We start from the raw sequence: 26,684 nt of genomic DNA, 5'->3' as shown, positions 1-26,684 counted from the left end.
GTGCGTGACTACGCGGAAACGGTGATTCCCATTTGACGTGCGGTGCCTTCGATGATCTTCATCGCTGCATCAATGTCATTGGCATTGAGGTCAGGCATCTTGGTCTCGGCAATCTGACGGACCTGATCTTGAGTGATCGAGCCAGCCTTTGATGTCTTGGGTGTTCCCGAGCCCTTCTCCAGGCCGGCGGCCTTGAGAATCAGGCGGGAAGCGGGCGGGGTCTTCAGCACGAAATCGAATGAACGATCTTCGTAGACCGTGATCTCAACAGGGATCACATTGCCCTTTTGGGATTCTGTTGCGGCGTTGTATGCCTTGCAGAACTCCATGATGTTGACGCCGTGCTGGCCCAAGGCTGGGCCCACTGGCGGCGCGGGGTTTGCTGCGCCTGCCTGAATTTGCAGCTTGATCAGGCCGGCGACCTTCTTCTTCGGTGCCATGATGTTCGGGTCCTTACGTGTGGGCGTGCTGTTGGGATTGGTACGACCTGAGAGCGGCGCTTCCAGGACTCTGCGTGGTCGCTAGTTCTTCACGACCTGGCTGAACGCGAGTTCAACCGGAGTCTCGCGGCCGAAGATCTCCACCAGTCCGGTGACCTTCTGTGCCTCGATGTTGATTTCGGAGATGGTCGCATGCAAGGTGGCAAACGGTCCATCCACGACCGTGACTGAATCGCCAACGGCGAAGTCGATCTCGGTGATCTGTGGGGTTGACGGGCTAGCGCCACCAGAGCTGCCTGTGGCTCCGGCCTTCTTCTCAGGCACGGGGGCCAGGATCGCGGTGACCTCATCAACGGACAAGGGCGAAGGCTGATGTCCGTGACCAACGAAGCCTGTGACACCGGGAGTGTGGCGCACCGCGCCCCATGACTCGTCAGTGAGGTCAAGCCGGACCAGGACGTAGCCGGGGAACTTGTTGCGCTTGACCTGCTTGCGCACTCCGCTCTTGATCTCGGTGACCTCTTCCATCGGCACCTCGACCTGGAAGATGTAGTCCTCCATGTTGAGGGAGTTCACGCGGGATTCAAGGTTCTGCTTGACCTTGTTCTCGTAACCGGCATAGGAGTGAATGACGTACCAGTCGCCGGGGGCGCGTCTCATCTGCTCGCGGAATTCCTCGACTGGGTCGATTTCCTCATCGATCTCGGCCTCAAGGATCTCCGCAACGTCATCCGAGCCGTCCAGCGACTCGACGGAAACCAGCTCCTCGACGTCAGCCAGCACGGACTCGGCTACCTCAGTGCTCTGGTCGCGCTCGTCAACTGCGAGTTCGATGTCAGTTGCTGACTCGACTACAACTTCGTTCAGGTCCTGCTCGGACACAGCGGGGTATCTCCTTGATCGGGGAAGGGCTTGAGGTCTGTGCTCATCCGAAGACGAACAGCACACCCTTGGTGAAGATGAAATCAAGACCTGCAATGAAGCCGGCCATGATCAGTACGAACACGAGCACGACCGCCGTGTAGGCGATGAGCTCCTTGCGCGTGGGCCAGATGACCTTGCGGAGCTCAGCGACCACCTGGCGGATGAACAGCGCCAGCCGGGCAAAGACATTCTTCTTATTTGGGCGCGCTGGACTGCTCGAGCTGCGCTCGAGGGTGCCATCCGTGTCCGTCATTGCCTTACCTTCACTTCGTCGAAATCGTGCTTCCTGCAACGTGCGCAGGGCCGGAGGGAGTTGAACCCCCAACCCCCGGTGTTGGAGACCGGTGCTCTGCCAATTGAGCTACGACCCTAAGTCGCCCCATTGGCATGCCTGTGGGCAGGCTACCGCCAACGGTTTAACCGCGGCAGGCAGTCTACGGCCGCTGCGGGGTGCTGAGCAATTCGGGCACAAGTGCCCTCCTGAGTCCTGCGGCAAGTCCCAATTGGGGTCGGTGAGCAGTGCAACACCAAGCCCGACCGGGGAGTCAACCTTGATGGAGATCTTGCGGGCCAGTTCGCCGATCAGCACCGACTGGGGGACGGTATACCGCGATCAGGCATCTTTGCCCCGTTGGCATCTCCACATGCAATCAGTAACGCGAGGCTGCCGCTTGGAGCGCGCGAACGCGCTGAAACAATGGACATATGACCGCACGCGTATCTGATCGCATTGCCGCAATTACCGAATCCGCCACCTTGGCTGTGGATGCCAAGGCCAAGGCCTTGAAGGCCGCTGGCCAACCTGTCATTGGCTTTGGGGCGGGCGAGCCGGATTTCCCAACACCTGACTACATCGTTGCCGCAGCCATCAAGGCCTGTTCGGAGCCTAAATGGCATCGCTACACGCCCGCCGGTGGTTTGCCGGAACTGAAAGAGGCAGTAGCGCTCAAGACCAAGCGCGACTCGGGCTACGAGGTCACTGCAGGTCAGGTATTGATCACCAATGGTGGAAAGCAGGCGCTCTACAACGCCTTTGCGTCATTGCTGGATCCAGGCGATGAAGTACTTCTGCCGGCTCCTTACTGGACGACGTACCCAGAGTCGATCCGGCTGGCCGGCGGCATTCCTGTGGAAATCATGACCGATGAGACATCTGGCTACCGCGCCACCATCGCTCAACTTGATGCTGCCCGCACTGCACGCACCAAGGTGCTGGTCTTCGTGTCACCTTCGAACCCAACCGGCGCGGTCTACTCCCCCGCCGAGGTGAAGGCCATTGGCGAGTGGGCGGTTGAACACGGCATCTGGGTTGTCACCGACGAGATCTACGAGCATCTGGTCTACGGCGATGCGCAGTTCGCATCGATGCCTGCACTCGTCCCGGCTCTTGCTGACACCTGCATCGTGGTCAATGGTGTTGCAAAGACCTATGCGATGACCGGTTGGCGAGTGGGCTGGCTCATCGGACCTGCCGACATCGTCAAGGCTGCAACCAATCTTCAATCGCACGCAACTTCCAACGTGGCCAACGTCTCTCAGATTGCTGCGCTGGCTGCAGTGACCGGCGACCTTTCCGCAGTCGCCGAAATGAAGGCAGCATTCGATCGACGCCGCACATTGATCACCGGCATTCTCGACGCGATTCCCGGTGTCACCTGTCCGCTTCCTGAAGGTGCGTTCTATGTGTACCCCTCAGTCAAGGCACTGATGGGCAAGAGTCTGCGCGGACAGCAGTTGACTTCGTCGGCGCAACTTGCTGGGTTGATCCTTGATGAGGCAGAAGTTGCAGTGGTGCCCGGAGAAGCCTTTGGCACTCCTGGGTATATGCGATTGTCATACGCCACGAGTGACGCAGATATCGCGGAAGGTGCCGGCCGGATTGCTGCGTTGCTGGGCGAGATCAACTAGTCCAGTGTGCACCCAACAAGGCGCACCTCAGGCTTGAGTTCGATTGCAAATGTCGACAGGACTCGTTCGCGCACATGCTTCGCGAGTTCAAGGATGTCTGCCGCATTTGCTTCACCACGATTGGTCAGGGCCAATGAGTGCTTTGTCGAAATGCGGGCACGCTCATTGAGACCGAAACCAGGGTCAACTCCCGCATGCTGGATGAGCCATGCCGCACTGAGCTTGGCGCCAGATGAAGCTGGATAGCGCGGACAATCCGCTGGCAAGGTGCGTTCAACTTCGGGTGACACGATCGGATTGGTGAAGAAGGACCCAGCGCTCCACGTGTCGTAGTCAGTTTCATCAAGCACCATGCCCTTGGACCGACGCAGTCGCACAACAGATTCGCGGATGCGCGACGGCAGTGCGGTATCGCCGACATCCAGATCCAGCAGTTCGGCGAGCTGGTCGTACATGATGCGACTCAAGCCGGTTCGGGCAAGGGCAAAGGTGACAGCAAGAACGACCCAACGATCAGGGTGCTCCTTGAAGATGCTGCCGCGGTAGGTGAACCCGCACTCTTGCGGGGACAGATCTCGTTGCTCCTGCACTTCGCGGTCCCACACCCGAACGCTCGCAATCAGATTGCCTACTTCAACGCCATAGGCACCAACGTTTTGAATTGGTGTTGCGCCGACGTCACCTGGAATTCCCGAGAGCGCTTCGAGTCCGTGAGCGCCAGAACTCAGACAGACCGAAACGAAGCTATCCCAGGGCTCACCGCAAGCTGCAGTCACGAAAACCAGATCACCAATGTCCTGATGGTGGATGCCACGCACCTTGGTTTGAATGACAAGTCCAGCAAAGCCTTCGTCGGCTACCAGCAAATTGCTGCCGCCACCGAGCAGCAGCACTGGCGTACCCGTGACGTCTGCCTGACGAACGGCTTCAATGAGCGCCGCCTCGGTCGTGACGACCAGCGAGGCAGTGGCATTTCCGCCCACACGCAGGGTGGTGTGTTCAGCGAGCCGCATGAGTCAAGACTAGAGATGACTAGGCAAGACGGACGATCGCCTGAGCCCGGCCCAGCACTGTTTGATCCTGGCTCTTGCATGTGATGGCGATCTTCACGCAGCGATCCTCGAGAAGCTCGGTGATCTTGGCTGAAACTGAAAGCACCGCGCCTTCGTCGTCATTTACCACGATGACCGGGCGCGTGAAGCGCACGCCGTACTCAATGACAGCGCCTGGATCCCCAACCCAGTCGGTGACGACCCGCACGGCCTCCGCCATGGTGAGCATCCCGTGCGCGATCACATTGGGCAGACCCACTTCAACTGCGATGCGCTCATTCCAGTGAATGGTGTTGAAGTCTCCGGAGGCGCCTGCGTACTTCACCAATGTCAGTCGAGTAAGGGAGTACTGCGCCGGCGGCAGTTCGGTACCCACAGCCACGCTGTCGAAGTTCACGCTCATGCGTCTTCACCGCGTGAGACCAGCATTGAAGTTGCCGTTGCAACGGGCTCACCGTCGACTGTGGTGATGATGCCCTTGGTGGTGACCATGTCGTTGCCCGCCATTGAGCGGATGTTTTCGATCACGGTCGTGACGATGAGTTCATCGCCTGCACAGATCGGTCGGGTGTAGGAGAAGGACTGTTCGCCATGCACCACGCGCGAGTAGTCCAGACCAAGTTCGGGATCAAAGAGCGCGGCGTTTGCTGCATCCAGCGAGAGCACAATCGCAAAAGTCGGCGGCGCGATGACATCGGGGTAGCCCAAGGCCTGGGCCGCCTCCGGGTCAAGATAGGCAGGGTTATCGTCACCCACCGCGCGCGCGAATTCGCGGATCTTCTCGCGGCCAACCACGTAGGAGGGGCCTGCTGGATAGGTCCGCCCGATGAACTCCGGATTCAGCGCCATGAGTTACTGAACTCAGACCGGCTAGCGAGTTTCCTTGTGGACAGTGTGCTTGTTGCAGTTCATGCAGTGCTTCTTCATCTCCATGCGGTCAGGATCGTTGCGACGATTCTTCTTGGTGATGTAGTTGCGATGCTTGCAGTCTTCACACGCCAAGGTGATCTTGGGGCGAACGTCGGAAGCCTTAGCCATGGTCGTGCCTTTCTGAGGGTCGTGCCTTGTCGAGCCTGAATCGTACGGTGCAATGAGCGTGAGGCTCACCAGTAGCGAGGGCCGGACTTGAACCGGCGACACAGCGATTATGAGCCGCTTGCTCTACCAACTGAGCTACCCCGCTCTAGGCGGTAGGAACCGAAGCTCCTGCTGCCATACGGGCCCCCATACGGATTTGAACCGTAGACCTTCTCCTTACCATGGAGACGCTCTACCGACTGAGCTATGGGGGCACAAAGCCCCGCAAGCGTACACGGAGGGTGAAGCCAATCGAAATCCTGTCTCCCCTCGATGCGATCGTGAGGAATCAGAGCAAAGGCCCCACACTGTGCACATGCCCTGGACGCCTGCAGACATGCCCAATTTGCACGGCCGTCGCGCTGTCGTCACCGGTTCAAACGGCGGCATTGGCTACTTCACCGCACTTGAACTGAGCAAGCACGGTGCTGCCGTCACCTTGGCTGTGCGAGATCTGGCCAAAGGACAGGCTGCGGCCCAGCGCATGCGGGGCGCAGGTGCCGGCGAACTCGCAGTCCTCCAACTTGATCTTGCGAGTCAGGCGAGTGTGCACGCCTTTGCCGACCAGTGGAGCCACCAGAATCCAGCCGGTCTGGATCTGCTCATCAATAACGCCGGCGTGATGGCCATCCCGCGCGGACTGAGCCCAGATGGCTTCGAGCTGCAGTTCGCCACCAACTATCTGGGCCACTTCGCACTGACAGCGCTCCTGCTGCCTGCTCTGCTCGCGCAACCCCAGGCCCGCATCGTCAACGTGACATCCAACGCGCACCGCTTCGCAAGATCGATCAATTTCGACGACCTCATGGGTGAGCGGCGCTATCGGGCGTGGGGGGCGTACAGCCAGTCCAAGCTTGCGCAGCTGCTGTTCACCAATGAGCTGCAAGTCCGGTTGAATCGCATCGGCAGTTCGGCAAAATCTCTGGCCGCCCACCCGGGCTACGCCGCGACGGGTCTGTACAGCGCTCCTTTGCGCCTCACTCACCTTCCGTTCGCCACATCCGTTCTTACACAGATCGGCTCGATGTTCGGTCAATCCGCAGAGATGGGTGCGATGCCCAGCTTGTTCGCCGCGACGGCACCAGACCTCAATGGCGACAGCTACATCGGACCAAACGGCGCAGGCCAGTGGAAGGGGTACCCACAACTCGTTGATCGCTCAGCGGCGGCGATAGACTTTGCAGCTGCCACCCGCCTGTGGAGTGTCAGCGAAGAACTCACTGGCGTTCAATTCCCGCTTGATTGATCACACTCTTGGCAGAAGAACTCGATTGCGATGTTGTCAGGGTCGCGTGCCTTGACAGCCCAGACATAGTCGACATCCTCAACCGGGCCATAGGCGTATTGCAGTTCGTCCAGGCGCGGACTGCGGCCTCTGATGGCAGGCGAGACCAATGTGATCAAGGCCCACCCGGTTGTGGTCGCAGCGACATCAGTAACGCTCAAGGCGAGGTGGTCCAAGGACTCGACTTCGGGCAGCTCAGACATGGCGAGCATGCCATGGATTCCCACTTGGCCACCTGTGCCAGCGCGTAAAGTCCACACATGAGCACACCGGGTCGAATCGCCCTCGTCGGCAGCGGCGAGTACCTACCGGTGATGCAGGAGATCGAGGGATGGCTTCTCGAAGATCGCCCCAAGCGCTACGTGCAACTGGCAACCGCGGCTGCACCTGAAGGCGAGGAGTCGCTGAACCGCTGGCATGAACTTGGGCGTCGAGCCGCTGACCGTTTGGGCGTTGAACAAGTGGTCATCGATGTGCGCAATCGAGATGATGCTGAGAACGTTCAATTGGCACAGGCGATTGCGGGTGCTGGATTGATCTATCTCTCTGGCGGCAATCCTTCCTTTCTGGCCGACACGCTGCGCGGATCCAAGGTCTGGGCTGCGATTGATCACGAATGGCGGGCCGGAGCCTCTCTTGCCGGCTGTAGCGCAGGGGCCATGGCAATGGGTGGAGCCGTCAATGACTTCAGGCATCCGCGCAGGGGCGGTGTCGATGGCCTGCAGGTGCTGCCAGAAGTGCGAGTGCTTCCTCACTTTGATCGCCTAACCCAGTGGATGCCCGACTTTGCCCTGCGCCCATTCGTTGCCAAGGGGGCGATGACTCTTGGCATTGACGAGGACACCGCGCTGGTCGGCGAGAGTGACGGCTCCTCCATGTGGTCCTTCCGTCCACGCGGTCGTCAATCAGCCTGGCGCATCGATTCTTCTGGGAAACAGCTCATCGATGATGCAGTGGTGCTGCGCGTCAACTAGCGTCCTGCGCTCTGCCACGAACCTCGCGTTCGCGCCGCGCATGCGGATCGGTCTTCACGTTGTACTTCCACAAGGTCGGCGTGAGTACGGCGGCAATGAGCACACCCGCCACGCACAGCAGTCCGCCACTGGCGAAGGAGAATCGCAAGGAAGTCACCGAGGCGACCGTGCTGCTGCGCACCTGGCCGAGCAGGGGCCCAACTGAGTAGCTGAGCATTTCGATTCCGGCCATCCGGCCGCGCACTCCGTCGGGAATGGTCTGATTCCAGATCAGAGTCCGGAACAGACCGCTGACCATGTCAGCAGCGCCCGCCAGCACGAGCAGAATCAGTACCCACCAGATGCCCGGGGCAAAGCCGATCAAGGCGATACACAGACCCCAGAGCGCAGCGGAGATCACCACCATGCGCCCGTGCCGGTCCACATGAGAAGTCCAGCCGCTGGTCAGAGTCATGATCAGCGCGCCAACGGCAGTGGCTGCATACAGCAGGCCCAGCGACCAGGGCGCATCGAACTGCTCTGCTACGAACGGGAACATCGCGACCGGGAAGGCGAAGATCATGGCTATGAGATCGATGATGTACGTCCCCAGAAGATCGCGGCGACCGTACGCGTACTTCACTCCCTCAAGGATGTGGCCGATGCTGGCCTTCTCCACGGATTCCAAGATGGGGGCAAGGCTTCTCAGCCTGAACAGGAAGATGGCCGAAAGACCATAGGAGACGACGTCAACGCCATAGGCAAGTGCCGCGCCGCCGAAGGCCACGAGCAGTCCGCCGATGGCCGGGCCGATGATCGAACCCATGGTGTACTGCACCATCCTGAGGGCGCCAGCTGCCGGCAGTTCCTCATGCGTGACAACGCGCGGAATGATCGCGTTCATCGACGGTCTCTGCAGTCCCTGGTTTCCAGCCAGCACGAATGCGACCACATAGATGACCCAAAGGTGAGGTTCTGGCAGAAGCGAGTTCACACACAGCAGGCCGACGAGCACCATCGCCACCACTTCGGTGATGAGCACGATTCGTCGACGATCAAGGGTGTCGGCGAGCGCGCCGCCATACAGACCGAACACGATCAGCGGAACCAGTTGCACAAGCCCAACAGCTCCCACAGCGAAGAAGGAGCCGGTCAGATCCGCGATCTCAAAGGGGATGGCGACGTAAGTGATCATCGAGCCGAGATACGTGACAAAGCCGCTCACGAACAGGTACCGGAAGTCCCTCGAGGTGCGCAACGGCGTGAGGTCGATGCTCCACTTGGACACGTCCGCAGTCTGTCAGCAGGACCAGTCAGCAGCGTGGGGTTCATCGGTTTGCCGACGAACCCCACAGCAGTGCGTGGCAGGTGAAGGATTCGAACCTTCGGAGGTATTAACCGGCGGATTTACAGTCCGCTCCCATTGGCCGCTCGGGCAACCTGCCATGCTCCCCTTGCGGGCAGCGCGGGAAACAATACACGCGGTGCGTTCTCGGCGGCACGACGCAGGACGGCGTGAACGATTCGGCACAATAGCGGGGTTGAGGAGGAGCTATGGCAGACAGCAGTTTTGACATCGTGTCGAAGGTGGACCGGCAGGAGGCCGACAACGCCTTGAATCAAACGGCCAAGGAATTGGCCCAGCGATTCGACTTCAAGAACACTGACACCACGATTGAGTGGAAGGGTGAACTCGGCGTAGAGATCACCTCCGGCACTGAGGAGCGAGCCAAGGCCGCCCTTGACGTGTTCAAGGAGAAGATCATCAAGCGCGGGATGAGCCTGAAGAGCTTTGAAGCCGAAGAGCCACGCTCATCAGGCAAGGAGTACAAGATCACCGGGACCTTCAAGGCCGGCATCAGCCAGGAGCAGGCCAAGAAGCTCGGCAAGTTGATCCGAGATGAGGGCCCCAAGGCCGTCAAGGCTCAGGTCATTGGCGAGGAGCTGCGGATCACGAGCAAGAGTCGTGATGATCTTCAGGCTGTTCAGGAACTCGTGCGCACTGCCGAACTGGATTTTGCGACCCAGTTCGTCAACTACCGCTAGGGGTTTTCGCTAGTCGGCACGACGTGCAAGATCTGCGCGATCGCTCACGAGTGCTGCGCGACTTGCCACGGCAAGGCCAGCAGTCTGACTCCAACTGAGCGCATCTGTCGGGCACACGTCGATGCAGATGCCGCAGTACATGCAAAGCGCGAAGTCAATGCTGAACGCATCGAGCACGTGCACAGTCCTTGGTCTGCGCCCTTCGGAAATCTGCTCGGTGTGCCGTTCGATCTCAATGCACTGACTTGGGCATTCCCGCACACAGATAAGGCAGGACGTGCACGAATCCTCATGCAGGCCAATAGATTCGTGGCTGCTCATGGTGTCGCAGTCTTGCGCAGCGGAGGTGGGTTCAGGAAGCTGCGACGGATGAGTGGTCGTTGGTCCACTAGACCAATGAAGCCAATTCCGAACATCTCCTGGGTCTCGCGTTCATACCAACGGGCACCGACGAACAGCCCTGAAAGGGAGTCGAGTTCGACGGACACCGCTGTCGTGACAAGCGCTGACTGAGAGTGTGAAAGGTCAGCGACGCAGGCGATGACGTCGACGTGATCGCCCCTGTCGATAGCCGAGAGGAAGTCGAACCAGACGAAACCCTGAGCCTTTAGGCCGGCGAAATGCTCAATCCAGGTGGCGGCATCGACTCGGATAGGCGTCATCGCTGCGGCACCAGGGCGAGCACTCCGTCAACAATGCGACCAGGATCCGGTGGACAACCGGCGATATAGCCCGAGGTCTCAATGAGATCTGTGATGCCCTTGCGCACGGGAATAGCGGCCCAATAAGGCCCACCTGAACTCGCACAAGCACCAATGGCGATTGCCAACCGGGGCTCAGGCAAGGCCAGCCATTGCGCTTCGACGGCCGGTGCCAGCAGTTCGGTCACCGTCCCCGCAACAAGGAGCACGTCTATCCGGGCAGTCGGGGCGTACTCGCTTTCGATCTCGAGCAGTCCCAAGCTGAGCGCCGAACCTACTTCTAGCGCGCAGCAGGCCAACTCGCTGACGTGGATACGGATTGTCGAATCAGCGACGACTCGATAGGCGGATGCTTGCGGCAGCACGCAGTTCAGCCGGTGCGCGAAACGACGTAGTCACAGAGTTGCTCCAGCGCTGCACGCGGGGCGCCCGCTGGGAGCTCGATCAGGGACTTGCGGGCATGATCTGCCCAATGCCTGGCCTCGACCCTGGCATCTTCCAGAGCGCTGTGCTGACGCAGCAGCGCGAGGGCCTCGGCGTGCTCTAGCGCTTCAGGCAGAGGACGAGAGAGCAACTCCTGCAATCGCAGGTCGGCTGGATCCGTACTGGTCAGAGCAATCAGCACGGCCAGTGTTGGCACTCCCTCGCGCAGATCAGTGCCCGGGGTCTTGCCTGATTGCTCAGACTCAGAAGTGATGTCGACCAGATCATCGGCAAGCTGAAAGGCCACGCCAATGGACTCGCCAAATTTTGTGAGCACTTCAATGGTGAGGTCATCGGCGCCAGACAACATCGCACCGAATTGACCGGCCGTGGCAATCAGCGAGCCGGTCTTGTCTGCCAGTACTTGCAGGTGATGCTGTACGGGATCAGCGCCTTCAAGTGGCCCAACGGTCTCGCGGATCTGGCCGATGCACAGCCGCTCGAAGGTGCGGGCCTGTATGCGCACTGCCTGCGGACCGAGATCAGCGAGGATGTCGGAAGCTCGAGCGAAGAGAAAATCGCCGGTGAGAATCGCGATGGAGTTGTCCCAGCGCGCATTGGCAGAATCTGCCCCGCGGCGCATCTTGGCCTCGTCCATCACATCATCGTGATAGAGGGTTGCTAGGTGAGTGAGTTCCACTACTACCGCGGCTTCGATGACTTCCCTGCGATCGGCATCACCGAACTGCGCGGCCAACAGGGTCAGCAGGGGGCGAAAGCGCTTACCGCCGGCGTCAACGAGATGTGCTGAGGTTTCGGTGACGAATGGGTAGTCGCTTTTGATGGCCTCGTGCAGGGCGGATTCGACCTCGGCCATGGCCAAGGTGAGGGATGCCTCGAGGTCAGGATCGCCCGAGAGCAGATCCATGCGTTGAGGACTCATGGATACACGGTACTAGCGAACGAAAACGCCGGCATTGACGATCAGCTCAAGCAGCGGTTGCGGCACGATTCCGAGCAGGATCGTGACCGTGGCGCCTGCCGCCAGCGCAATGGTGGTGAAGACCGAGGGGACAGCCACGGTTGCGGTGTCCTCAGTGGGTTCGGTGAAGAACATGAGCACCACAACCCTCAGGTAGAAGAAGGCTGCGATCAATGAGGCCACCACGGCCACGATCACCAACCAAGTGTCTCCGGAAGCGATCGCTGCTGTGAAGACGCCGAACTTTCCAATGAATCCGCTGGTAAGCGGGATACCGGCGAGCGAGAGCATGAACAGAGCGAAGACCGAGCCGACAAAAGGCGACTTTCGACCTAGTCCGGCCCACTTCGACAGGTGCGTTGCCTCACCTGTTTCGTCACGCACAAGCATGATGATCGCGAATGCGCCGATGGTGGTGAAGGAATAGGCGATCAAGTAGAAGATCGAGGCGGCCAAGCCTTCCGGCGAAGCAGCGATCACGCCGATCAGGATGAAGCCAGCCTGAGCAATCGACGAGTAGGCCAGCATCCGCTTGATGTCGCTTTGGGTGAGCGCGATGACTGAACCGACCAGCATCGTGAGGACTGCGATGACCCACATCATCGGGACCCAGTCCCAGCGCATACCGCCCAGGGCGACGTAGAACAGGCGGAGCAGAGCGCCAAAAGCGGCGATCTTCACGCCAGCAGCCATGAAGCCGGTCAATGGTGTCGGGGCGCCCTGGTAGACGTCAGGGGTCCATTGGTGGAACGGAACCGCGCCGATCTTGAACAACAGTCCCGCCGCGACGAATGCGATAGCGATGAGAACGAGCGTGGTCTGCCCAAGATTGGCTGCGAGTTTGTCAGCGATAACCGGAAAGGAGATGGAGCCGGAGAAGCCATAGAGCAGAGCCGATCCGTACAGGAAGAATGCCGAGGAAAAGGCCCCCAGCACGAAGTACTTCAGCGCTGCTTCCTGCGAGAGCAGACGACGGCGACGAGCCATGCCGGCAAGCAAGTAGAGCGGCAGTGACATGACCTCCAGAGCCACGAACATCATCAGCAGGTCATTTGAGACCGGGAAGAGCAGCATGCCACCGACGGCGAACAGGAACAGCGCCCAGATTTCAGTCTGGAAGTAGCCGCGCGCTGTGAACTGACGCTCGTCTTCAGATCCCGGAAGTGCCGAGGCCCGAGGTGCGAAGGCATCCCCGCTGGGATCAAGTCCTCGCTCGGCCATCAACAGTGCGCCAAGGATCGCGATGACCACGATGGTGCCCTGCATGATCAGGCCAGGTCCGTCGACAACTAGCGCCCCTCGACCAATGACGGCGCGATCCCCATGCAGGCTGATGATCGCCACGAGCGCAGAAATCAAAGCCGAGAACACCAGAATCAACTGGGTGGGACGCCGAGCTGCACGGGGGAAGAAGGCTTCGATGAGCACCGATACGACGCCCGCGCCCAGCACGATGAGAATCGGTGCCAGCAGGCGATATTCGATCGAGGGCATGACCCAAGGAGTGGCGTCTGTTGCCGCCTGGATCACGGCACTCACGGCGATCACGGTTGGGTCCCTTCAGCGGGTGTAATGGCAATACCGACGGTCGGAGGAGGATCGGTCTGACCTGTGATGGACATTACGGTCTCGACTGCCGGATTCACCACGTTGAGCAAAGGCGCCGGGTACAGACCCAGGAAGATTGTCAGCGCTGCGATTGGCACCAGAACTGTGATCTCGCGTGCACCCAGATCCTTGATGTCTTCCAGCCCTTCGCCCACCGATCCGGTCATCGACTTGCGGTAGACGCGCAGCACATATGCGGCCGTGATCACGATGCCGAGGGTGGCGATGCCGCCGATCCAGACGTAGCGCTGGAAGGTGCCCAGCAGCACCATGAACTCGCCGATGAAGGACACCAAGCCTGGCAGCGCCAAGGAGGACAAGGCGGCGAACAGGAAGAAGCCAGCCAGTACCGGTGCTGGCTTGTTCACGCCTGAGTAGTCCGAGAGCAAGCTCGAACCACGACGACGCTGCATGAGGAAGCCTGCAGTCAAGAACAGCGCTGCGGTCGAGAGTCCGTGGGCGACCATGTACACCACAGAACCGCTGATGCCGATCGTCGTGAACACGAAGATGCCCAGCGCAATGAAGCCGAAGTGCGACATCGATGAATAGGCGAACAGGCGCTTCATATCGTTTTGGCCAAGAGCCACGAAGGCGCCATAGAAGATGCCGACCAGGGCCATGCCAATGATGATCGGCGCGTAGAAATCACTGGCGGCCGGAAAGATCGGCAGGCAGTAGCGGATCATGCCGAAGGTGCCGACTTTGTCGAGCACACCGATCAGCAGCACGGCCGTCCCTGGCTTTGCCGCGCTCGCAGCATCGGGCAGCCAGGTATGAAATGGCCACAGCGGAGCTTTGATGGCGAAAGCGAAGAAGAAGCCAAGGAAGAGCAGCTTCTGCGTGGTTGGGTCAATATCCAGACCAACGAGTTGGAACCAGTTGAACGTGCCTTGACCAGTGATCTGGCCAGAGACCACGAACAGGCCGATCATGGCCGCCAGCATGAACAAGCCGCCAAGCAGGCTGTAGATCAGGAACTTCATTGCAGCGTAAGAACGCTGCGGGCCGCCGTAACGACCGATCATGAAGTAGACCGGGATCAGCATCGCCTCGAAGAAAACGTAGAACAAGAAGACATCGGTGGCTGAGAAGACGCCGATCATCAAAGTCTCCAGCACCAGGATCAGTGCGAAGTAGCCCTTTACGCTGCCGACGCTCTCGGAGTTTGGCTCCTCGACATCGTTCCAGCCGGCCAGGATTGTGATCGGCACCAAGATCGCCGCAAGCGCGATCAGCACCAGTCCGATGCCATCCACACCCATCGAATAGGTGATGCCGAAGGCCGGGATCCACTGGTGGTACTCAACAAACTGGAACGGCGCCTCAGTCGAGCCATCAAACTTCAGCGCGATGACAATTGTGAGACCCAGTGCCACGATGGAAATGGCCAGTGCAAGTTGCTTGGCCAGGAGAGGGCGCGCCTTTGGCAGCAATGCCACCACGACACTGCCCACCAGAGGAACGGCTGCTAGAAGGGTCAGCCAGGGGAACTCGTTCACGAAAGCCTCACCAGTACAAGTGCCAGGACAACCAAGACGGCGCCACCGACCATCGAAAGTGCATAGGAACGGATGAATCCGGTCTGGTACTTGCGCATGCGACCAGAGAGCCCGCCAACCGCAGCCGCGCTGCCATTGACGAAGCCATCGACCCAGGCATTGTCAAACCACACGAGGAATCGTGAGAGCCAGAAGGAGGGACGCACGACCAGGACATCATTGATCTCGTTGCCGTAGAGCTCAGAGCGAGCTGCGCGCGTCAGGAGATTGCCATGCGGTTCAGCAACTGGAACCTCACGACGCGCGTATTGGATCCAGGCAATGGCCGCACCGATGAGAACGACGGCAAGAGTGATGGCCATCAGCAACAGCTCAGGGATTGCGACATGGCCTTCTTCAAAGCCCACGACTGGCTCAAGCCAAGTCTCGATGTTGCCCCAGAACAGCAATGCCATACCAAGGAAGGTGGCGCCGATGGCCAGGATGATGAGCGGGATGGTCATGACTGCTGGTGACTCATGCGGATGCGCATCATCCTCCCAGCGAGCCTTGCCGTAGAAGGTCATCGCAACCATGCGAGTCATGTAGAAGCCTGTGATACCGGCGGCAAGCACTGTGCAGATGCCAACCAGATTGCTGCTCTCGAAAGCCGCGTGAACGATGCTGTCCTTGGACCAGAAGCCCGAGAACGGCGGGATGCCCATGATCGACAAAGTGCAGATCAAGAAGGTGCCGAAAGTGATCACCATTAGTCCGCGAAGCGCGCCATAGCGCCGCATGTTCACGTTGTCCTTCATGCCATGCATGACTGATCCGGCCCCAAGGAAGAGTCCGGCCTTGAACACGCCGTGAGTCAAGAGGTGGAAGATCGCGAAGACATAGCCGACCGGGCCAAGTCCGGCGGCCAGCACCATGTAACCGATCTGGCTCATCGTGGAGCCGGCCAAGGACTTCTTGATGTCATCCTTCGCGCAACCGATGATCGCGCCCATGAACATGGTGATCACGCCGACGACGACCACTGCTGTGGCGGCCCAGGCCGCTGCATCAAAGATCGCGTTGCTTCGAGTGATCAGATAGACGCCGGCGGTGACCATAGTCGCCGCGTGAATCAATGCCGAGACAGGTGTTGGACCCTCCATTGCATCAAGCAACCAGGCCTGCAGAGGGAACTGCGCAGATTTACCGCAAGCTGCCAGCAAGAGGAGCAGACCAATAGCCGTGAGCGTTCCCTCACTGGCCTGACCTGAGCTGCCGAAGACATCTTGGAAGCTGACCGAGCCGAAGGTCACGAACATCACCATGATGGCAAGGCTCAGGCCGACGTCACCCACGCGGTTGATGATGAATGCCTTCTTCGCGGCAGCAGCCGCACTCGGCTTGTGCTGCCAGAATCCGATGAGCAGGTAACTGGCAAGGCCCACGCCCTCCCATCCGACATACATCAGGAGGTAGTTGTTGGCCAGAACCAGCAACAACATGGCCGCGACAAACAGATTCAAGAAGCCGAAGAACTTACGGCGATCTGGGTCATGGCTCATATAGCCAAGTGAGTAGACGTGAATCAGTGCGCCCACGATGGTGATGAGCAGCACGAACACCATGGAAAGCTGATCGAGTTGGAAGGCCATGTCGACCTTGAAACTGCCGGCAAAGACCCAGCTGTAGACGCTGTCGTTGAACGTGCGCTCTTCAGCACCTTGGCCCATCATGGCGATGAGCATCCAGATGGCGAGTGCAGCATCGACAACAACGGTGAAGACGCCGAGATACGGGCCCCACTTGTTGGTCATACGCCCACCGAGCAGCAGGATCGCCGCGCCCACCAGTGGCAGCGCTATGAGCAGCCACAGCAGCGAGAACACGCCGGTCGCCGGCATCAACTCTTGCACGTGAGTTCCTTTGTCCTAGTACTTCAGCAGGTTGGGTTCGTCAATGGACGCAGAACGGCGCGAGCGGAAGATCTGGACGATGATCGCCAGACCTACTACGACCTCAGCAGCAGCGACCACCATCACGAAGAAGGCGACCGCCTGGCCATCGAGATTGCCGTGCATGCGAGCGAAGGCAACAAACGCCAGGTTCGAGGCGTTCAACATGAGTTCCACACTCATGAACACCACGATCGCATTGCGTCTTACCAGCACACCTATAGCCCCGATGCCGAACAGCAGGGCTGAAAGAACGATGTAGTTGGAGGGATTCACAGCGAATCAGCCTCCTCGATTTGATGAACATCCTCGATGTCGACCGGGGCAATATCGCCGCGGGCGCGCAATGGACCAGGGATGCTGAGCTCAGTCGGCGTGCCATCTGGCAGCAAAGCCGGAGTGTCGACCCTGTTGTGGCGGGCATAGATGCCGGGGTTGGGACGATTGCCGGGATGCTCGTCGCCCAGGAAGCGTGCCTTGGACAACTCCTCCTGAGTCGGCTTTGGCTTCCAGTGCTCGCGATGTGCGAGGACCATCGCACCCAGGGCTGCCGTGATGAGCAGTGCCGACGTGACTTCAAAGACGACGAGGTAGTCGGTGAAGATCAGGCGCGCGATGCCCTGAACGTTGCCACCGTCTGCGCTGTTGGCGGCTACAAGACCGGTAGCCGGAACTCCAGCGAGCGCACTGCCAAGGCCCCACACGAGGACAACAATCAACGCCAGGCCCAACAGGAGTGCCGCCCAACGCTGGCCCTTGATTGTTTCAATCAACGAATCGGAAGAATCGACACCGACCACCATGATCACGAAGAGGAACAGCATCATGACGGCGCCGGTGTAGACGATGATCTGCACCATTCCCAGGAACGGCGCAGCGTTGGTGAGGTAGAGGACGGCCAGAGTGATCATCGTCAAAGCCATCCACAAAGCGCAGTGAACTGCCTTGCGCGAAGTGACGAGGCCAACTGCTCCGAGCACGGAAAGAATCGCGCAGACCCAGAAGACCACGGCTTCGCCAGTGTTGGTCGGGGTATCGATCACGGGTTCACCCCCTGATCAACTGCATCAGCTCCCTTGATCCGATTCGCGTAGTAGTCCTGCTCGGTTGAGCCCTCGACCATCGCATGCGGCGGAGCAATCATGCCCGGAAGCAGCGGAGCCAAGAGGTCCTTCTTCTCAAAGATGAGATCCGCACGATTGTTGTCTGCCAGCTCAAAGACATTGGTCATCGTCAAGGCGCGAGTCGGGCAGGCCTCAATGCACAGGCCGCAGAAGATGCAGCGGGTGTAGTTGATCTGGTAGACCCGGCCGTAGCGCTCTCCAGGGGAATAGCGCTCTTCTTCAGTGTTCGAGTCGCCTTGCACGAGGATCGCGTCAGCTGGGCACGCCCAGGCACACAACTCACATCCCACACACTTCTCCAGACCATCAGACCATCGGTTGAGCTGATGGCGGCCGTGGAAGCGCGGCTTCGGTGGAAACTTTGCAGCGTCCTCGGGGTACTGCTCAGTGACCACCTTCTTGAACATGGTTCGGAAGGTGACCCAGAATCCCCGGACTGCTTGGGGCAGCTCAGCCATCGATGGCCTCCTGCGTAGTGATGGTCGCCGGGCCTCTGCGCGAAGTCAGGTTCGCATCGACGCCTGGCATGGGAGGTACGGGATAGCCGCCGGCCATAGCGTCAAATGGTCGCGCCTGAACTTCAGCTGCATCCTGTTCTTCAAGTGCCGCCTTGCGATCTGCTCTGACCTGCAGCAACCAGGACACGGCGAGCAGTACAGCAATAACGATCGCGCCGATCACCAGGATCTCTGTTGTGTCGAAGGTAACCTCATTGCGCAAGGCACGGGCGGTAGCCACGATAAGGATCCATGCGATCGAGGCTGGAATGAGCAACTTCCAGCCGAACTTCATGAACTGGTCGTATCGCAGGCGAGGCAGAGTTCCGCGGAGCCAGATGAAGATGAAGATGAAGATCTGCACCTTGGCCAGCCACCAAAGAATCGGCCAGTAACCGGTGTTCGAAGCCTCCCAGAGCGACAGAGGCCAAGGCGCTCGCCAACCACCAAGGAAGAGGGTGGTGGCCAATGCCGAAACCGTGACCATGTTGATGTACTCGGCCAGGAAGAACAATGCAAATTTCATCGAGGAGTACTCGGTGTGGAAGCCGCCGACGAGTTCACCTTCTGCTTCAGGAAGGTCGAAAGGTGCCCGGTTGGTCTCCCCCACCATCGCGGTGACGTAGATAAGGAAGGAAGGAAGCAGGATTACTGCGAACCAGACAGGCTCTTGCGCATTGACGATTTCAGAAGTCGACATCGAGCCGGCGTACAGGAACACAGCCACAAACGACAGGCCCATGGCGATTTCGTAGGAGATCATTTGCGCGCTGGACCGCAGACCACCGAGCAGAGGGTAGGTGGAGCCAGAAGCCCAACCAGCCAGCACGATGCCGTAGATGCCGATCGAGGCGATCGCCAGGACGTACAGCACCGACACCGGGAAATCCGTCAGCTGCAGCGGCGTGTAGACCCCGAACATGTTGACGACCGGGCCGAAGGGGATCACAGCGAAGGCGATGAAGGCCATGGTCGCCGAGATGATCGGAGCAATCCAGTAGACGGCGAGGTGCACTCCCTTGGGAACGATCTCTTCCTTCAGTGCAAGCTTCACGCCATCCATCAGTGACTGCAGCAGGCCAAAGGGTCCGACGCGGTTTGGACCGATGCGGTTCTGCATACGTGAGACAACCCGACGTTCCCACCAGATGGTGAACAAAGTGAGCAGCACCAAGAGCACGAAGATGCCAAGCACCTTCACAACGATGATCCACCACGGATCATTGCCGAAGTAGTCCAGTTGGTTGATGGTCACGCCACACCTCCAGCTATGACATCCACAGTGGCTCCAATGCGAGTGCCTAGGTCGGTGTAGATCGAGCAGCCCGGGGCATTCATGGGCACAAAGATGACATTGTCGAGCACCTCACCTGCCTGGACAGGCAGCTGCACGGAGCCAAGAGGTCCGGTGACAGTGACGCTCACCGGCGAGCCAAGCTCGGCCAGGGCAGTAGCCGACATCACCGCGACCACCGGACGAGCAGTGGCTGCCAAATGCGGCTCGCCATCTTGCATCACGCCGGCGTCAAGCAGTTCACGCCAGGAGGCCAAGCGGAAACCATCAACAGCAGCGTCAGGCGCCTGAACACTCGGAGCCTCAGTGCGCGCTCCAGTCCATGGACCCAGTCCAGCCATTTCACGGCGAATGCCTGGACCGTCCCAGGCACCGACAGTTGCACCCATTGCGCGGGCCAGCATGCCGAGCACGGTGGCATCACTCATGGCAAGCGCGTCCTTGAATACCTGCGCAAAAGGACGAGCGCGACCCTCCCAGTCAACGAAGGTGCCCGACTTCTCAGTGACCAAAGCCACCGGCAGCACGACATCAGCGAACTCGGTGATCTCGGAGTGATGATGGTCCAAGGAGACGATGAACTCCGCGCGTTCAAGCGCAGCATCAGTGACAAATGGCGCCGGCATGTCAGCGGGATCCACACCAGCGACGAGCAAAGCCTTCAGGGTGCGTCGGCTGGCCGCATCCAACACGTCGCCCGCAGGAGACTTCGGCAAAGAGTCAGCACTGATGCCCCATGCGGCCGCAACCTCATGGCGCGCCTGCACATCGGTCAGCGGGCGGCCGCCAGGAAGCAATCCGGCGAGCGCGCCAGCGTCCAAGGCGCCGCGCTCCCCTGCCCTGCGCGGGATCCAGGCCAAGGCCGCTCCCGTTGCATCAGCCAGCTCGCTGATCGCGGAGACTGCGCCGGCGCTCGCGGCGATGCGCTCGCCAACCAGAATCACGGCACCTGGCTGCGATAGGGCCTCACGAAGTTCGGCTGAAAGATCACGGACTGCCTGCGCTTCTTGGCCAGGTACAACCGGAATCAAGGAGCCGCCAAGTTTGTGCAAGCCCTTGGTGCCGCGGGTGGCGATGCTGGCCACGCGGGTGGCTGACTTGCGTAGGCGCAGGAAGACAATGGGTGATTCATCTTCGGGCTCAAAGGCAACCAAGAGAACGAATGGCGCTTGCTCAAGTGCTGCATACGTCGTGCTGATGGGAGCGCCTGCAACTCTTGCACGAAGGAACTGCGCCTCCTCTTCGGAGTAGGCGCGCGCACGGAAGTCAATGGCGTCAGTGCCCAACACTGCACGAGCGAACTTTGCGTAGCCGTAGGCATCCTCTTGCGTGAGTCGCCCACCTATCAGAACACCGGTGGCCGCACCGGCTGCTGCAAGTGCGCGTGCTGCCACATCAATTGCCTCGGGCCACGATGCCGGACGTAGCTCACCGTCTTCACGAATGAGCGGAGTGGAGATACGACCTTCTGACAGGTACCTGAATGCGAAGCGGCCCTTATCGCAGTTCCAGTCCTCATTGACCTCTGGAGTCTCCCAAGCCAAGCGGCGAGTGACGTCTCCGCGACGAGTGTCGGTGCGCAGTGAGCAGCCAGAAGCACAGTGCTCGCAAGTGGTCGGGGTGGAAACCAGATCGAAGGGTCGCGAAATGAAGCGATAGTCGGCACTGGTCAGCGCGCCCACTGGGCAGATCTGAATGGTGTTGCCCGAGAAATAGGAGTCGAAGGGCTCATCGCTTGCGATACCGACCTGCTGATTGGCGCCGCGCTCAAGCAGTTCGATCATCGGGTCGCCAGCGATCTGCTCGGAGAAGCGAGTGCACCGCGCACATGAGACGCAGCGCTCGCGGTCAAGCAGGATCTGCGCGCTGATCGGGATCGGCTTTTCGAATGTGCGCTTCTCACCCTCAAAGCGCGACTCAGAGCGGCCTGCGCTCATGGCCTGGTTCTGCAGGGGGCATTCGCCGCCCTTGTCGCACACTGGGCAATCAAGTGGGTGGTTGAGCAGCAGGAACTCAAGTACGCCTTCTTGCGCATCACGTGCGACTGGCGAGGAGTTCTGCGTGCGGATTGTCATGCCATCGCCAACAACCTGCGCACATGCTGGCTGGGGCTTTGGCATGCCTTCCACCTCAATGAGGCAGGCACGGCAGGCGGCCACCGGCTCAAGAAGAGGATGATCGCAGAAACGCGGAATCTCAACGCCAATCAACTCCGCAGCGCGGATGGCCAAAGTGCCCTTGGGTACTTGGAGTTCCACGCCATCGATGGTGACAGTGACCATCGCCACTACTTCGCTGCTGAGAATGTCGGTCATCGCGCAACGGCTCCAGCAAAGACGTAGGAAGCCACCGGATCGAATTGCTCATCGACCGGTGTCTGGGTCGCCGCGATGAACTCATCACGGAAGTACTTCAGTGCTGCAGGGAATGGTGTCGCCGCAGCATCACCAAGAGCGCAGAAGGATCGGCCGGCAATCTGGTTGCAAGCGCTGACGAGCACTTCCAGATCAGACTCAGCGCCATGCCCATGCTCAAAGGTCTCGAGCATTCCGGTGATCCAGTACGTGCCTTCACGGCAAGGGGTGCATTTGCCGCAGGACTCATGCTTGTAGAACTCAAGCCAGCGGGTCACTGCCTTCACCACGCTGACCGTCGTATCGAAGATCATCGGCGTACCGGTGCCAAGCATGGTTCCGGCGGCAGCCATCTCCTCGTATGTCATCGGGATATCGAGGTGATCAGGTGTCAGCATTGGCACCGACGATCCGCCGGGCAGCCAGAACTTCACCTCGCCGCCGTTGCGCACGCCGCCTGCATAATCCAACAGCTCGCGCATGGTGATGCCCAATGGAGCTTCGTAGATGCCAGGACGACTCACGTGGCCAGACACCGCCCACACTTTGAAGCCAGGTGACTTCTCAGTGCCGAACTGGCGGAACCAGTCGACTCCACGATCAACGATGTACGGGATATTGCAGATGGTCTCGACGTTGTTGATCACCGTCGGTGAGGCATACAAGCCAGCAACTGCGGGAAACGGCGGCTTCAGGCGGGGCTGGCCACGGAAGCCTTCAAGGGAGTCAAGCAGCGCAGTTTCCTCACCGCAGATGTAAGCGCCAGCGCCAGCGTGCACGACCACTTCAAGATCAAATCCGGTGCCCAGGATGTTCGTACCGATGAACCCGGCCCGACGCGCTTCAGCCACTGCACTTGCCACCTTGCGCAAGGCGTTGGGAACCTCGCCGCGGATGTAGATGAAGGCATGGCTGGCCCTGATCGCAAAGGCCGAAATGATGACGCCTTCAACCAGCGCATGCGGGTTGGCCATCATGATCGGGATGTCCTTGCACGCACCTGGCTCTGACTCATCAGCATTGACGACCAGGTAATGCGGCTTGCCGTCGTTCTGCGGAACAAAGCTCCACTTCAGTCCAGTCGGGAAGCCAGCGCCGCCACGTCCACGAAGTCCAGAGTCCTTGATGGTGGTGATGATCGCGTCCGGGTCAAGGGTGAGGGCCTTGCGCAAGGCGCGGTATCCGCCAAAGCTCTGGTAGCCATCAAGGGTGTACAGATCAGGCACATCCCAGTGCTCGGTGATGACAGGAGTAAGCGTCATGTTCAGCTCTCCTGTCCCAAAGTTGGGGCGGCCATGTTGTGCTCCTTGGCGTAGCGCAATCCGGCGAGCATCTTGTCGTCCACGGAATTGCCCTCAGAGGCCAACCCGTCGTCGGGGAAGGCCAGGCTGTACTCGGTGGCCTGAAAGTTGCGGATGGCCGGCCCGCGGGTGGATTCCACTCGCTCGCCGCGCGCCAATCGCTCGACAACATCAAGCGCTGAGGACGGGGTGACGTCGTCCATGAATTCCCAGTCCACAGTCATCACGGGAGCGTGTGTGCATGCCGCTTGGCACTCAATACGCTCCAGTGAGAACTCACCGTCCGGAGTTGGCTCGTTGTGCCCGACCCCAAGGCGCTCGGAAAGCGCGTCATACACCGCGTCACCACCGAGCAAGGCGCACAGGGTGTTGGTGCACACGCCAATGTGGTGCTTGCCCACTGGCTTGCGCTTGTACATCGTGTAGAAGGTCGAGACTCCAGTGACTTCGGCGGGTGACAGGCCCAGCACATCAGCGCACACGGCGATGCCCTCAGGAGTGACTTCGCCCTCGACACTTTGCACCAGGTGCAGCATCGGCAGCAGGGCAGAGCGGGCCTTGGGGTAGTTCGCGGCAAGCGCCCGCATCTGCTCAATGGTCTGTTCGCTGATGGTCATGTTCTCTTCCTCTCGATCGCGTTAGCGATCGACTCCGCCCATGACGGGATCAATACTCGCGACCGCTGCGATGACGTCAGCAATCTGACCGCCCTCGCACATTGCCGCAACGGCCTGCAGGTTGGTGAACGAGGGATCGCGGAAGTGCACGCGATAGGGACGAGTGCCGCCAGAGCTGACGAGGTGGCAGCCAAGTTCACCGCGAGGGGACTCAATTGCCGTGTAGACCTGACCTTCAGGAACGCGGAAGCCCTCAGTCACGAGCTTGAAGTGGTGAATGAGCGCTTCCATGGACTCGGACATGATCTCGCGAATGTGATCAAGTGAGTTGCCTTGACCGTCGCTGCCGACTGACAGTTGTGAAGGCCAGGCGATCTTCTTGTCGGCGATCATGACCGGTCCCGGCTGCAGACGATCAAGTGCCTGCTCGACGATGCGCAGTGACTGCTCCATCTCGCCAATGCGAATCAGGAAACGGCCATAGGCATCGCTGGTATCCGCAGTGACGACATCGAACTCATAGTTCTCGTATCCGCAATACGGCTGAATCTTTCGGAGATCGTGCGGGAGTCCTGTTGCACGCAGAATCGGTCCGCTGATGCCCAGGGCCATGCAGCCCGTGAGATCCAAGTAGCCGATTCCTGAGGTGCGGCCCATCCAGATGCTGTTGTCAACCAGCAGATTGGCGGTGTCCTTCAAACGAGAGCGCAGCAACGGGATCGTGTCGCGGATCTGCTGGACTCCATCAGTCGGGAAGTCCGTGGCCACACCGCCCGGGCGAATGTAGGCGCTGTTCATGCGCAAGCCGGTGATCAATTCGAATAGTTCGAGCACCAGTTCACGTTCACGGAAGCCGAATTCCATTGCGGTCAGAGCGCCAAGCTCCATTCCACCTGTTGCCAGTGCCACCAGGTGGGAGGAGATGCGATTGAGCTCCATCATGATCACGCGAATAACCGTTGCACGCTCTGGGATCTGCTCGGTAACGCCGAGCAGCTTCTCCACTGCCAGGCAGTACACCGCTTCATTGAAGAAGGGCGCGAGGTAGTCCATGCGCGTGGCGTAGGTGACGCCCTGCACGAAGGAGCGGTACTCCATGTTCTTCTCAATGCCGGTGTGCAGGTAGCCGATGCCGCAGCGCGCCTCAGTGACCGTTTCGCCTTCGATTTCAAGAATCAGGCGCAGCACGCCGTGAGTCGACGGATGCTGGGGGCCCATGTTGACCACGATGCGATCAGTTTCGCCTTCAGGAGCCACCGTGATGGAATCCCAGTCGCCACCACCGATATTGAAGATGCGGCCATCGGCATCATCGTTGGCCCCGGCATACGCGTCATTGGGCTGCGAAGCAGTATTGGTGTACTTGACGTCTTCAGTGGTCATGAGTTGTACGACCTCCGCTGATCTGGTGGCGGAATGGTTGCGCCCTTGTATTCAACGGGAATGCCACCGAGTGGGTAGTCCTTGCGCTGTGGATGCCCGGGCCAGTCATCGGGCATCAGGATGCGCGTGAGCACCGGATGACCGTCGAACACGATGCCAAACAGGTCGAAGGTCTCGCGCTCATGCCAGTCATTGGTCGGGTAGACGCCAACTGAGGAAGGTACGTGCGGATCACTCGCAGGCGCGGTGACTTCAACACGTATCCGACGGTTGTGCGAGATCGAAAGCAGGTGGTAGACCGCGTGGAATTCACGGTTGAGATCACTTGGGTAGTGCACGCCGCTGACGCCACTGGAGAACTCGAAACGAAGTCCAGGCTCATCGCGGAGGGCAGACAGCACGCCGACCAGGTGATCGCGAAGAATGAAGAAGCTGATTTCCTCTCGGTCAACAACAACTTTCTCAATCGCACTGCCTGGATCGATGCCGCGAGCGGTCAGCGACAGTTCGAGCTCATCTGCGATCTCATCGAACCAACCGCCGTAAGGGCGGGCACTTGGTTCAGGCATGTGCATGAGTTCAACGAGCCCGCCAAAACCACTGGTGTCCCCGGAGCCTTCAACCCCGAAGGCGCCTTCGCGTACGTGAAACACTTCTATTTGGCTCACGCCGTCCGGCACTACGGGAAGGACTATGTCGGGCGCCTGCGCGGCCGGGGTTTCGGTCATCGCAGAAGCCCCTTGGTCTCCAAAGTAGTCGGCGCAACGAGGGCATGGGCCTCGAGTTCGCGCATCTGCTCGCGGCGATTGGCGCCGAGTTTCATGTCCTGAATCTCCTGATGCAACTTCAAGATTGCGTCGATCAGCATCTCTGGACGTGGTGGACAACCGGGCAGGTAGATGTCAACGGGCACGACATGGTCCACCCCCTGCACGATCGCGTAGTTGTTGAACATGCCACCACTTGATGCACACACACCCATTGCCAACACCCACTTGGGATTGGGCATCTGGTCGTAGATCTGACGAAGCACTGGCGCCATCTTCTGGCTGACGCGACCCGCCACGATCATGAGGTCGGCCTGACGAGGCGAAGCGCGGAACACCTCCATGCCAAATCGCGCAATATCAAAGCGCGGCCCACCGACAGCCATCATTTCAATGGCGCAGCACGCAAGTCCGAAGGTTGCCGGCCACAGTGAGCCCTTACGGGCATAGCCAGCAACCTTTTCCACCGTCGTCAGGAGAACTCCGGACGGCAGATTTTCTTCAAGGCCCATGAC

29 protein-coding genes, 4 tRNA genes and 1 pseudogene are annotated in these 26,684 nt (G+C 59.7%); 4 read left to right on the top strand and 30 right to left on the bottom strand.

The genetic code is table 11. The features are described 5' to 3' along the window. Nucleotides 1–8: 8 nt before the first annotated feature. The 4 genes from rplK to Q8M73_04500 all read right to left on the bottom strand — a co-directional run bounded on the left by rplK (nucleotide 9) and on the right by Q8M73_04500 (nucleotide 1,735). Nucleotides 9–440 carry a 50S ribosomal protein L11 gene (rplK, locus tag Q8M73_04515; protein MDP2287809.1) on the bottom strand — a complete coding sequence of 144 codons (432 nt, stop codon included), beginning with the start codon at nucleotides 438–440 and terminating at the stop codon, nucleotides 9–11. An 81-nt stretch (nucleotides 441–521) separates the two neighbouring features. Further along, nucleotides 522–1,322: a transcription termination/antitermination protein NusG gene (gene nusG, locus Q8M73_04510; GenBank protein ID MDP2287808.1), complete on the bottom strand. Its 801-nt coding sequence runs from the start codon at nucleotides 1,320–1,322 to the stop codon at nucleotides 522–524. A 43-nt stretch (nucleotides 1,323–1,365) separates the two neighbouring features. Then, nucleotides 1,366–1,617 carry a preprotein translocase subunit SecE gene (gene secE, locus Q8M73_04505; protein ID MDP2287807.1) on the bottom strand — a complete coding sequence of 84 codons (252 nt, stop codon included), beginning with the start codon at nucleotides 1,615–1,617 and terminating at the stop codon, nucleotides 1,366–1,368. Nucleotides 1,618–1,662: 45 nt separating this feature from the next. Then, a tRNA-Trp gene (locus tag Q8M73_04500) sits at nucleotides 1,663–1,735 on the bottom strand. A 334-nt stretch (nucleotides 1,736–2,069) separates the two neighbouring features. On the opposite strand from Q8M73_04500, the gene Q8M73_04495 reads away from it, so the two are divergent. Continuing rightward, nucleotides 2,070–3,272: a pyridoxal phosphate-dependent aminotransferase gene (locus Q8M73_04495; protein MDP2287806.1), complete on the top strand. Its 1,203-nt coding sequence runs from the start codon at nucleotides 2,070–2,072 to the stop codon at nucleotides 3,270–3,272. On the opposite strand, the gene Q8M73_04490 is transcribed toward Q8M73_04495, so the two are convergent. The 6 genes from Q8M73_04490 to Q8M73_04465 form a co-directional block, all read right to left on the bottom strand. After that, complete coding sequence (locus Q8M73_04490) at nucleotides 3,269–4,285, bottom strand: UDP-N-acetylmuramate dehydrogenase (GenBank protein MDP2287805.1); 1,017 nt, start codon at nucleotides 4,283–4,285, stop codon at nucleotides 3,269–3,271. The genes Q8M73_04495 and Q8M73_04490 overlap by 4 nt on opposite strands. A gap of 19 nt (nucleotides 4,286–4,304) precedes the next feature. Further along, on the bottom strand, nucleotides 4,305–4,727 hold the full coding sequence (locus Q8M73_04485; protein ID MDP2287804.1) for a MaoC family dehydratase: 423 nt from the start codon (nucleotides 4,725–4,727) through the stop codon (nucleotides 4,305–4,307). Then, on the bottom strand, nucleotides 4,724–5,173 hold the full coding sequence (locus Q8M73_04480) for a MaoC family dehydratase N-terminal domain-containing protein (GenBank protein MDP2287803.1): 450 nt from the start codon (nucleotides 5,171–5,173) through the stop codon (nucleotides 4,724–4,726). The genes Q8M73_04485 and Q8M73_04480 overlap by 4 nt, the downstream gene beginning before the upstream one ends. 21 nt (nucleotides 5,174–5,194) lie before the next feature. Then, nucleotides 5,195–5,362, bottom strand: a complete 168-nt coding sequence (gene rpmG, locus Q8M73_04475) for a 50S ribosomal protein L33 (GenBank protein ID MDP2287802.1) — start codon at nucleotides 5,360–5,362, stop codon at nucleotides 5,195–5,197. Between the two features lie 72 nt (nucleotides 5,363–5,434). Then, nucleotides 5,435–5,507 (bottom strand) — tRNA-Met (locus tag Q8M73_04470). 36 nt (nucleotides 5,508–5,543) lie between these two features. Further along, nucleotides 5,544–5,616 (bottom strand) — tRNA-Thr (locus Q8M73_04465). Nucleotides 5,617–5,717: 101 nt separating this feature from the next. Here Q8M73_04465 and Q8M73_04460 point away from each other — a divergent pair. Further along, nucleotides 5,718–6,647 carry an oxidoreductase gene (locus tag Q8M73_04460; protein ID MDP2287801.1) on the top strand — a complete coding sequence of 310 codons (930 nt, stop codon included), beginning with the start codon at nucleotides 5,718–5,720 and terminating at the stop codon, nucleotides 6,645–6,647. Here Q8M73_04460 and Q8M73_04455 read toward each other — a convergent pair. Next, a complete protein-coding gene (locus tag Q8M73_04455; protein ID MDP2287800.1) occupies nucleotides 6,629–6,913 on the bottom strand; it encodes a hypothetical protein in 285 nt (94 codons plus the stop codon). The genes Q8M73_04460 and Q8M73_04455 overlap by 19 nt on opposite strands. A 33-nt stretch (nucleotides 6,914–6,946) precedes the next feature. Between Q8M73_04455 and Q8M73_04450 the strand changes: the two genes are divergently transcribed. Continuing rightward, the gene (locus tag Q8M73_04450; GenBank protein ID MDP2287799.1) at nucleotides 6,947–7,660 is read left to right on the top strand and encodes a Type 1 glutamine amidotransferase-like domain-containing protein; all 714 of its coding nucleotides are present in this window, start codon (nucleotides 6,947–6,949) and stop codon (nucleotides 7,658–7,660) included. Here the strand turns inward: Q8M73_04450 and Q8M73_04445 are convergent. Both Q8M73_04445 and Q8M73_04440 read right to left on the bottom strand, forming a co-directional pair. Then, the gene (locus Q8M73_04445; protein ID MDP2287798.1) at nucleotides 7,653–8,927 is read right to left on the bottom strand and encodes an MFS transporter; all 1,275 of its coding nucleotides are present in this window, start codon (nucleotides 8,925–8,927) and stop codon (nucleotides 7,653–7,655) included. The two genes, Q8M73_04450 and Q8M73_04445, sit on opposite strands and share 8 nt — an antisense overlap. Nucleotides 8,928–9,001: 74 nt before the next feature. Continuing rightward, nucleotides 9,002–9,084 (bottom strand) — tRNA-Tyr (locus Q8M73_04440). Nucleotides 9,085–9,193: 109 nt separating this feature from the next. On the opposite strand from Q8M73_04440, the gene Q8M73_04435 reads away from it, so the two are divergent. Next, nucleotides 9,194–9,685, top strand: coding sequence for a YajQ family cyclic di-GMP-binding protein (locus Q8M73_04435; GenBank protein MDP2287797.1), 492 nt, complete (start codon nucleotides 9,194–9,196; stop codon nucleotides 9,683–9,685). An 87-nt stretch (nucleotides 9,686–9,772) separates the two neighbouring features. Here Q8M73_04435 and Q8M73_04430 read toward each other — a convergent pair. The 17 genes and pseudogenes from Q8M73_04430 to Q8M73_04350 all read right to left on the bottom strand — a co-directional run bounded on the left by Q8M73_04430 (nucleotide 9,773) and on the right by Q8M73_04350 (nucleotide 26,681). Beyond that, nucleotides 9,773–9,988 (bottom strand): annotated as a pseudogene (locus Q8M73_04430) (4Fe-4S binding protein). Between the two features lie 14 nt (nucleotides 9,989–10,002). Continuing rightward, complete coding sequence (locus Q8M73_04425; protein ID MDP2287796.1) at nucleotides 10,003–10,347, bottom strand: NADH-quinone oxidoreductase subunit C; 345 nt, start codon at nucleotides 10,345–10,347, stop codon at nucleotides 10,003–10,005. Continuing rightward, nucleotides 10,344–10,751: a hypothetical protein gene (locus tag Q8M73_04420; protein MDP2287795.1), complete on the bottom strand. Its 408-nt coding sequence runs from the start codon at nucleotides 10,749–10,751 to the stop codon at nucleotides 10,344–10,346. Before Q8M73_04420 ends, Q8M73_04425 begins: the two co-directional genes overlap by 4 nt. 5 nt (nucleotides 10,752–10,756) lie before the next feature. Continuing rightward, complete coding sequence (locus Q8M73_04415) at nucleotides 10,757–11,752, bottom strand: polyprenyl synthetase family protein (GenBank protein MDP2287794.1); 996 nt, start codon at nucleotides 11,750–11,752, stop codon at nucleotides 10,757–10,759. A gap of 12 nt (nucleotides 11,753–11,764) precedes the next feature. After that, entirely contained in the window at nucleotides 11,765–13,330 is a 1,566-nt protein-coding gene (gene nuoN / locus Q8M73_04410; GenBank protein ID MDP2287793.1) for an NADH-quinone oxidoreductase subunit NuoN, read from the bottom strand. A gap of 5 nt (nucleotides 13,331–13,335) precedes the next feature. Then, nucleotides 13,336–14,901: an NADH-quinone oxidoreductase subunit M gene (locus Q8M73_04405; GenBank protein MDP2287792.1), complete on the bottom strand. Its 1,566-nt coding sequence runs from the start codon at nucleotides 14,899–14,901 to the stop codon at nucleotides 13,336–13,338. Then, nucleotides 14,898–16,781, bottom strand: a complete 1,884-nt coding sequence (gene nuoL, locus Q8M73_04400; protein MDP2287791.1) for an NADH-quinone oxidoreductase subunit L — start codon at nucleotides 16,779–16,781, stop codon at nucleotides 14,898–14,900. Before nuoL ends, Q8M73_04405 begins: the two co-directional genes overlap by 4 nt. A 27-nt stretch (nucleotides 16,782–16,808) precedes the next feature. Next, nucleotides 16,809–17,108 (bottom strand): NADH-quinone oxidoreductase subunit NuoK, encoded by a 300-nt coding sequence (gene nuoK, locus Q8M73_04395; GenBank protein MDP2287790.1) that lies wholly within the window; start codon nucleotides 17,106–17,108, stop codon nucleotides 16,809–16,811. Continuing rightward, the gene (locus tag Q8M73_04390) at nucleotides 17,105–17,875 is read right to left on the bottom strand and encodes an NADH-quinone oxidoreductase subunit J (protein MDP2287789.1); all 771 of its coding nucleotides are present in this window, start codon (nucleotides 17,873–17,875) and stop codon (nucleotides 17,105–17,107) included. Before Q8M73_04390 ends, nuoK begins: the two co-directional genes overlap by 4 nt. Continuing rightward, nucleotides 17,872–18,414, bottom strand: a complete 543-nt coding sequence (gene nuoI, locus Q8M73_04385; protein ID MDP2287788.1) for an NADH-quinone oxidoreductase subunit NuoI — start codon at nucleotides 18,412–18,414, stop codon at nucleotides 17,872–17,874. The genes Q8M73_04390 and nuoI overlap by 4 nt, the downstream gene beginning before the upstream one ends. After that, nucleotides 18,407–19,708 carry an NADH-quinone oxidoreductase subunit NuoH gene (nuoH, locus tag Q8M73_04380; GenBank protein ID MDP2287787.1) on the bottom strand — a complete coding sequence of 434 codons (1,302 nt, stop codon included), beginning with the start codon at nucleotides 19,706–19,708 and terminating at the stop codon, nucleotides 18,407–18,409. Before nuoH ends, nuoI begins: the two co-directional genes overlap by 8 nt. Next, nucleotides 19,705–22,062: an NADH-quinone oxidoreductase subunit G gene (locus tag Q8M73_04375; protein MDP2287786.1), complete on the bottom strand. Its 2,358-nt coding sequence runs from the start codon at nucleotides 22,060–22,062 to the stop codon at nucleotides 19,705–19,707. Before Q8M73_04375 ends, nuoH begins: the two co-directional genes overlap by 4 nt. Continuing rightward, the gene (gene nuoF, locus Q8M73_04370) at nucleotides 22,059–23,363 is read right to left on the bottom strand and encodes an NADH-quinone oxidoreductase subunit NuoF (protein MDP2287785.1); all 1,305 of its coding nucleotides are present in this window, start codon (nucleotides 23,361–23,363) and stop codon (nucleotides 22,059–22,061) included. The genes Q8M73_04375 and nuoF overlap by 4 nt, the downstream gene beginning before the upstream one ends. Before the next feature lie 2 nt (nucleotides 23,364–23,365). Next, the gene (gene nuoE / locus Q8M73_04365; protein MDP2287784.1) at nucleotides 23,366–24,019 is read right to left on the bottom strand and encodes an NADH-quinone oxidoreductase subunit NuoE; all 654 of its coding nucleotides are present in this window, start codon (nucleotides 24,017–24,019) and stop codon (nucleotides 23,366–23,368) included. 21 nt (nucleotides 24,020–24,040) lie between these two features. Then, nucleotides 24,041–25,402 (bottom strand): NADH-quinone oxidoreductase subunit D, encoded by a 1,362-nt coding sequence (locus tag Q8M73_04360; protein MDP2287783.1) that lies wholly within the window; start codon nucleotides 25,400–25,402, stop codon nucleotides 24,041–24,043. After that, a complete protein-coding gene (locus Q8M73_04355; protein MDP2287782.1) occupies nucleotides 25,399–26,130 on the bottom strand; it encodes an NADH-quinone oxidoreductase subunit C in 732 nt (243 codons plus the stop codon). The genes Q8M73_04360 and Q8M73_04355 overlap by 4 nt, the downstream gene beginning before the upstream one ends. Next, entirely contained in the window at nucleotides 26,127–26,681 is a 555-nt protein-coding gene (locus Q8M73_04350) for an NADH-quinone oxidoreductase subunit B family protein (protein ID MDP2287781.1), read from the bottom strand. Before Q8M73_04350 ends, Q8M73_04355 begins: the two co-directional genes overlap by 4 nt. Nucleotides 26,682–26,684 lie beyond the last annotated feature (3 nt).

It is taken from the genome of Actinomycetota bacterium (genome assembly GCA_030684515.1).
Taxonomy (GTDB): domain Bacteria; phylum Actinomycetota; class Actinomycetes; order S36-B12; family S36-B12; genus UBA11398.
Note: the sequence above shows the minus strand (reverse complement) of the source record. Positions and strands in the feature narration are given on the sequence as shown.

Coding starts and splice junctions, on each gene's coding strand:
- rplK (MDP2287809.1), bottom strand. CDS start 440: ATGGCACCGAAGAAGAAGGTCGCCGGCCTGATCAAGCTGCAAATTCAG.
- secE (MDP2287807.1), bottom strand. CDS start 1,617: ATGACGGACACGGATGGCACCCTCGAGCGCAGCTCGAGCAGTCCAGCG.
- Q8M73_04495 (MDP2287806.1), top strand. CDS start 2,070: ATGACCGCACGCGTATCTGATCGCATTGCCGCAATTACCGAATCCGCC.
- Q8M73_04490 (MDP2287805.1), bottom strand. CDS start 4,285: ATGCGGCTCGCTGAACACACCACCCTGCGTGTGGGCGGAAATGCCACT.
- Q8M73_04485 (MDP2287804.1), bottom strand. CDS start 4,727: ATGAGCGTGAACTTCGACAGCGTGGCTGTGGGTACCGAACTGCCGCCG.
- Q8M73_04480 (MDP2287803.1), bottom strand. CDS start 5,173: ATGGCGCTGAATCCGGAGTTCATCGGGCGGACCTATCCAGCAGGCCCC.
- rpmG (MDP2287802.1), bottom strand. CDS start 5,362: ATGGCTAAGGCTTCCGACGTTCGCCCCAAGATCACCTTGGCGTGTGAA.
- Q8M73_04460 (MDP2287801.1), top strand. CDS start 5,718: ATGCCCTGGACGCCTGCAGACATGCCCAATTTGCACGGCCGTCGCGCT.
- Q8M73_04450 (MDP2287799.1), top strand. CDS start 6,947: ATGAGCACACCGGGTCGAATCGCCCTCGTCGGCAGCGGCGAGTACCTA.
- Q8M73_04435 (MDP2287797.1), top strand. CDS start 9,194: ATGGCAGACAGCAGTTTTGACATCGTGTCGAAGGTGGACCGGCAGGAG.
- Q8M73_04425 (MDP2287796.1), bottom strand. CDS start 10,347: ATGACGCCTATCCGAGTCGATGCCGCCACCTGGATTGAGCATTTCGCC.
- Q8M73_04415 (MDP2287794.1), bottom strand. CDS start 11,752: ATGAGTCCTCAACGCATGGATCTGCTCTCGGGCGATCCTGACCTCGAG.
- nuoL (MDP2287791.1), bottom strand. CDS start 16,781: ATGCCGGCGACCGGCGTGTTCTCGCTGCTGTGGCTGCTCATAGCGCTG.
- nuoI (MDP2287788.1), bottom strand. CDS start 18,414: ATGGCTGAGCTGCCCCAAGCAGTCCGGGGATTCTGGGTCACCTTCCGA.
- Q8M73_04375 (MDP2287786.1), bottom strand. CDS start 22,062: ATGACCGACATTCTCAGCAGCGAAGTAGTGGCGATGGTCACTGTCACC.
- nuoF (MDP2287785.1), bottom strand. CDS start 23,363: ATGACGCTTACTCCTGTCATCACCGAGCACTGGGATGTGCCTGATCTG.
- nuoE (MDP2287784.1), bottom strand. CDS start 24,019: ATGACCATCAGCGAACAGACCATTGAGCAGATGCGGGCGCTTGCCGCG.
- Q8M73_04360 (MDP2287783.1), bottom strand. CDS start 25,402: ATGACCACTGAAGACGTCAAGTACACCAATACTGCTTCGCAGCCCAAT.
- Q8M73_04355 (MDP2287782.1), bottom strand. CDS start 26,130: ATGACCGAAACCCCGGCCGCGCAGGCGCCCGACATAGTCCTTCCCGTA.
- Q8M73_04350 (MDP2287781.1), bottom strand. CDS start 26,681: ATGGGCCTTGAAGAAAATCTGCCGTCCGGAGTTCTCCTGACGACGGTG.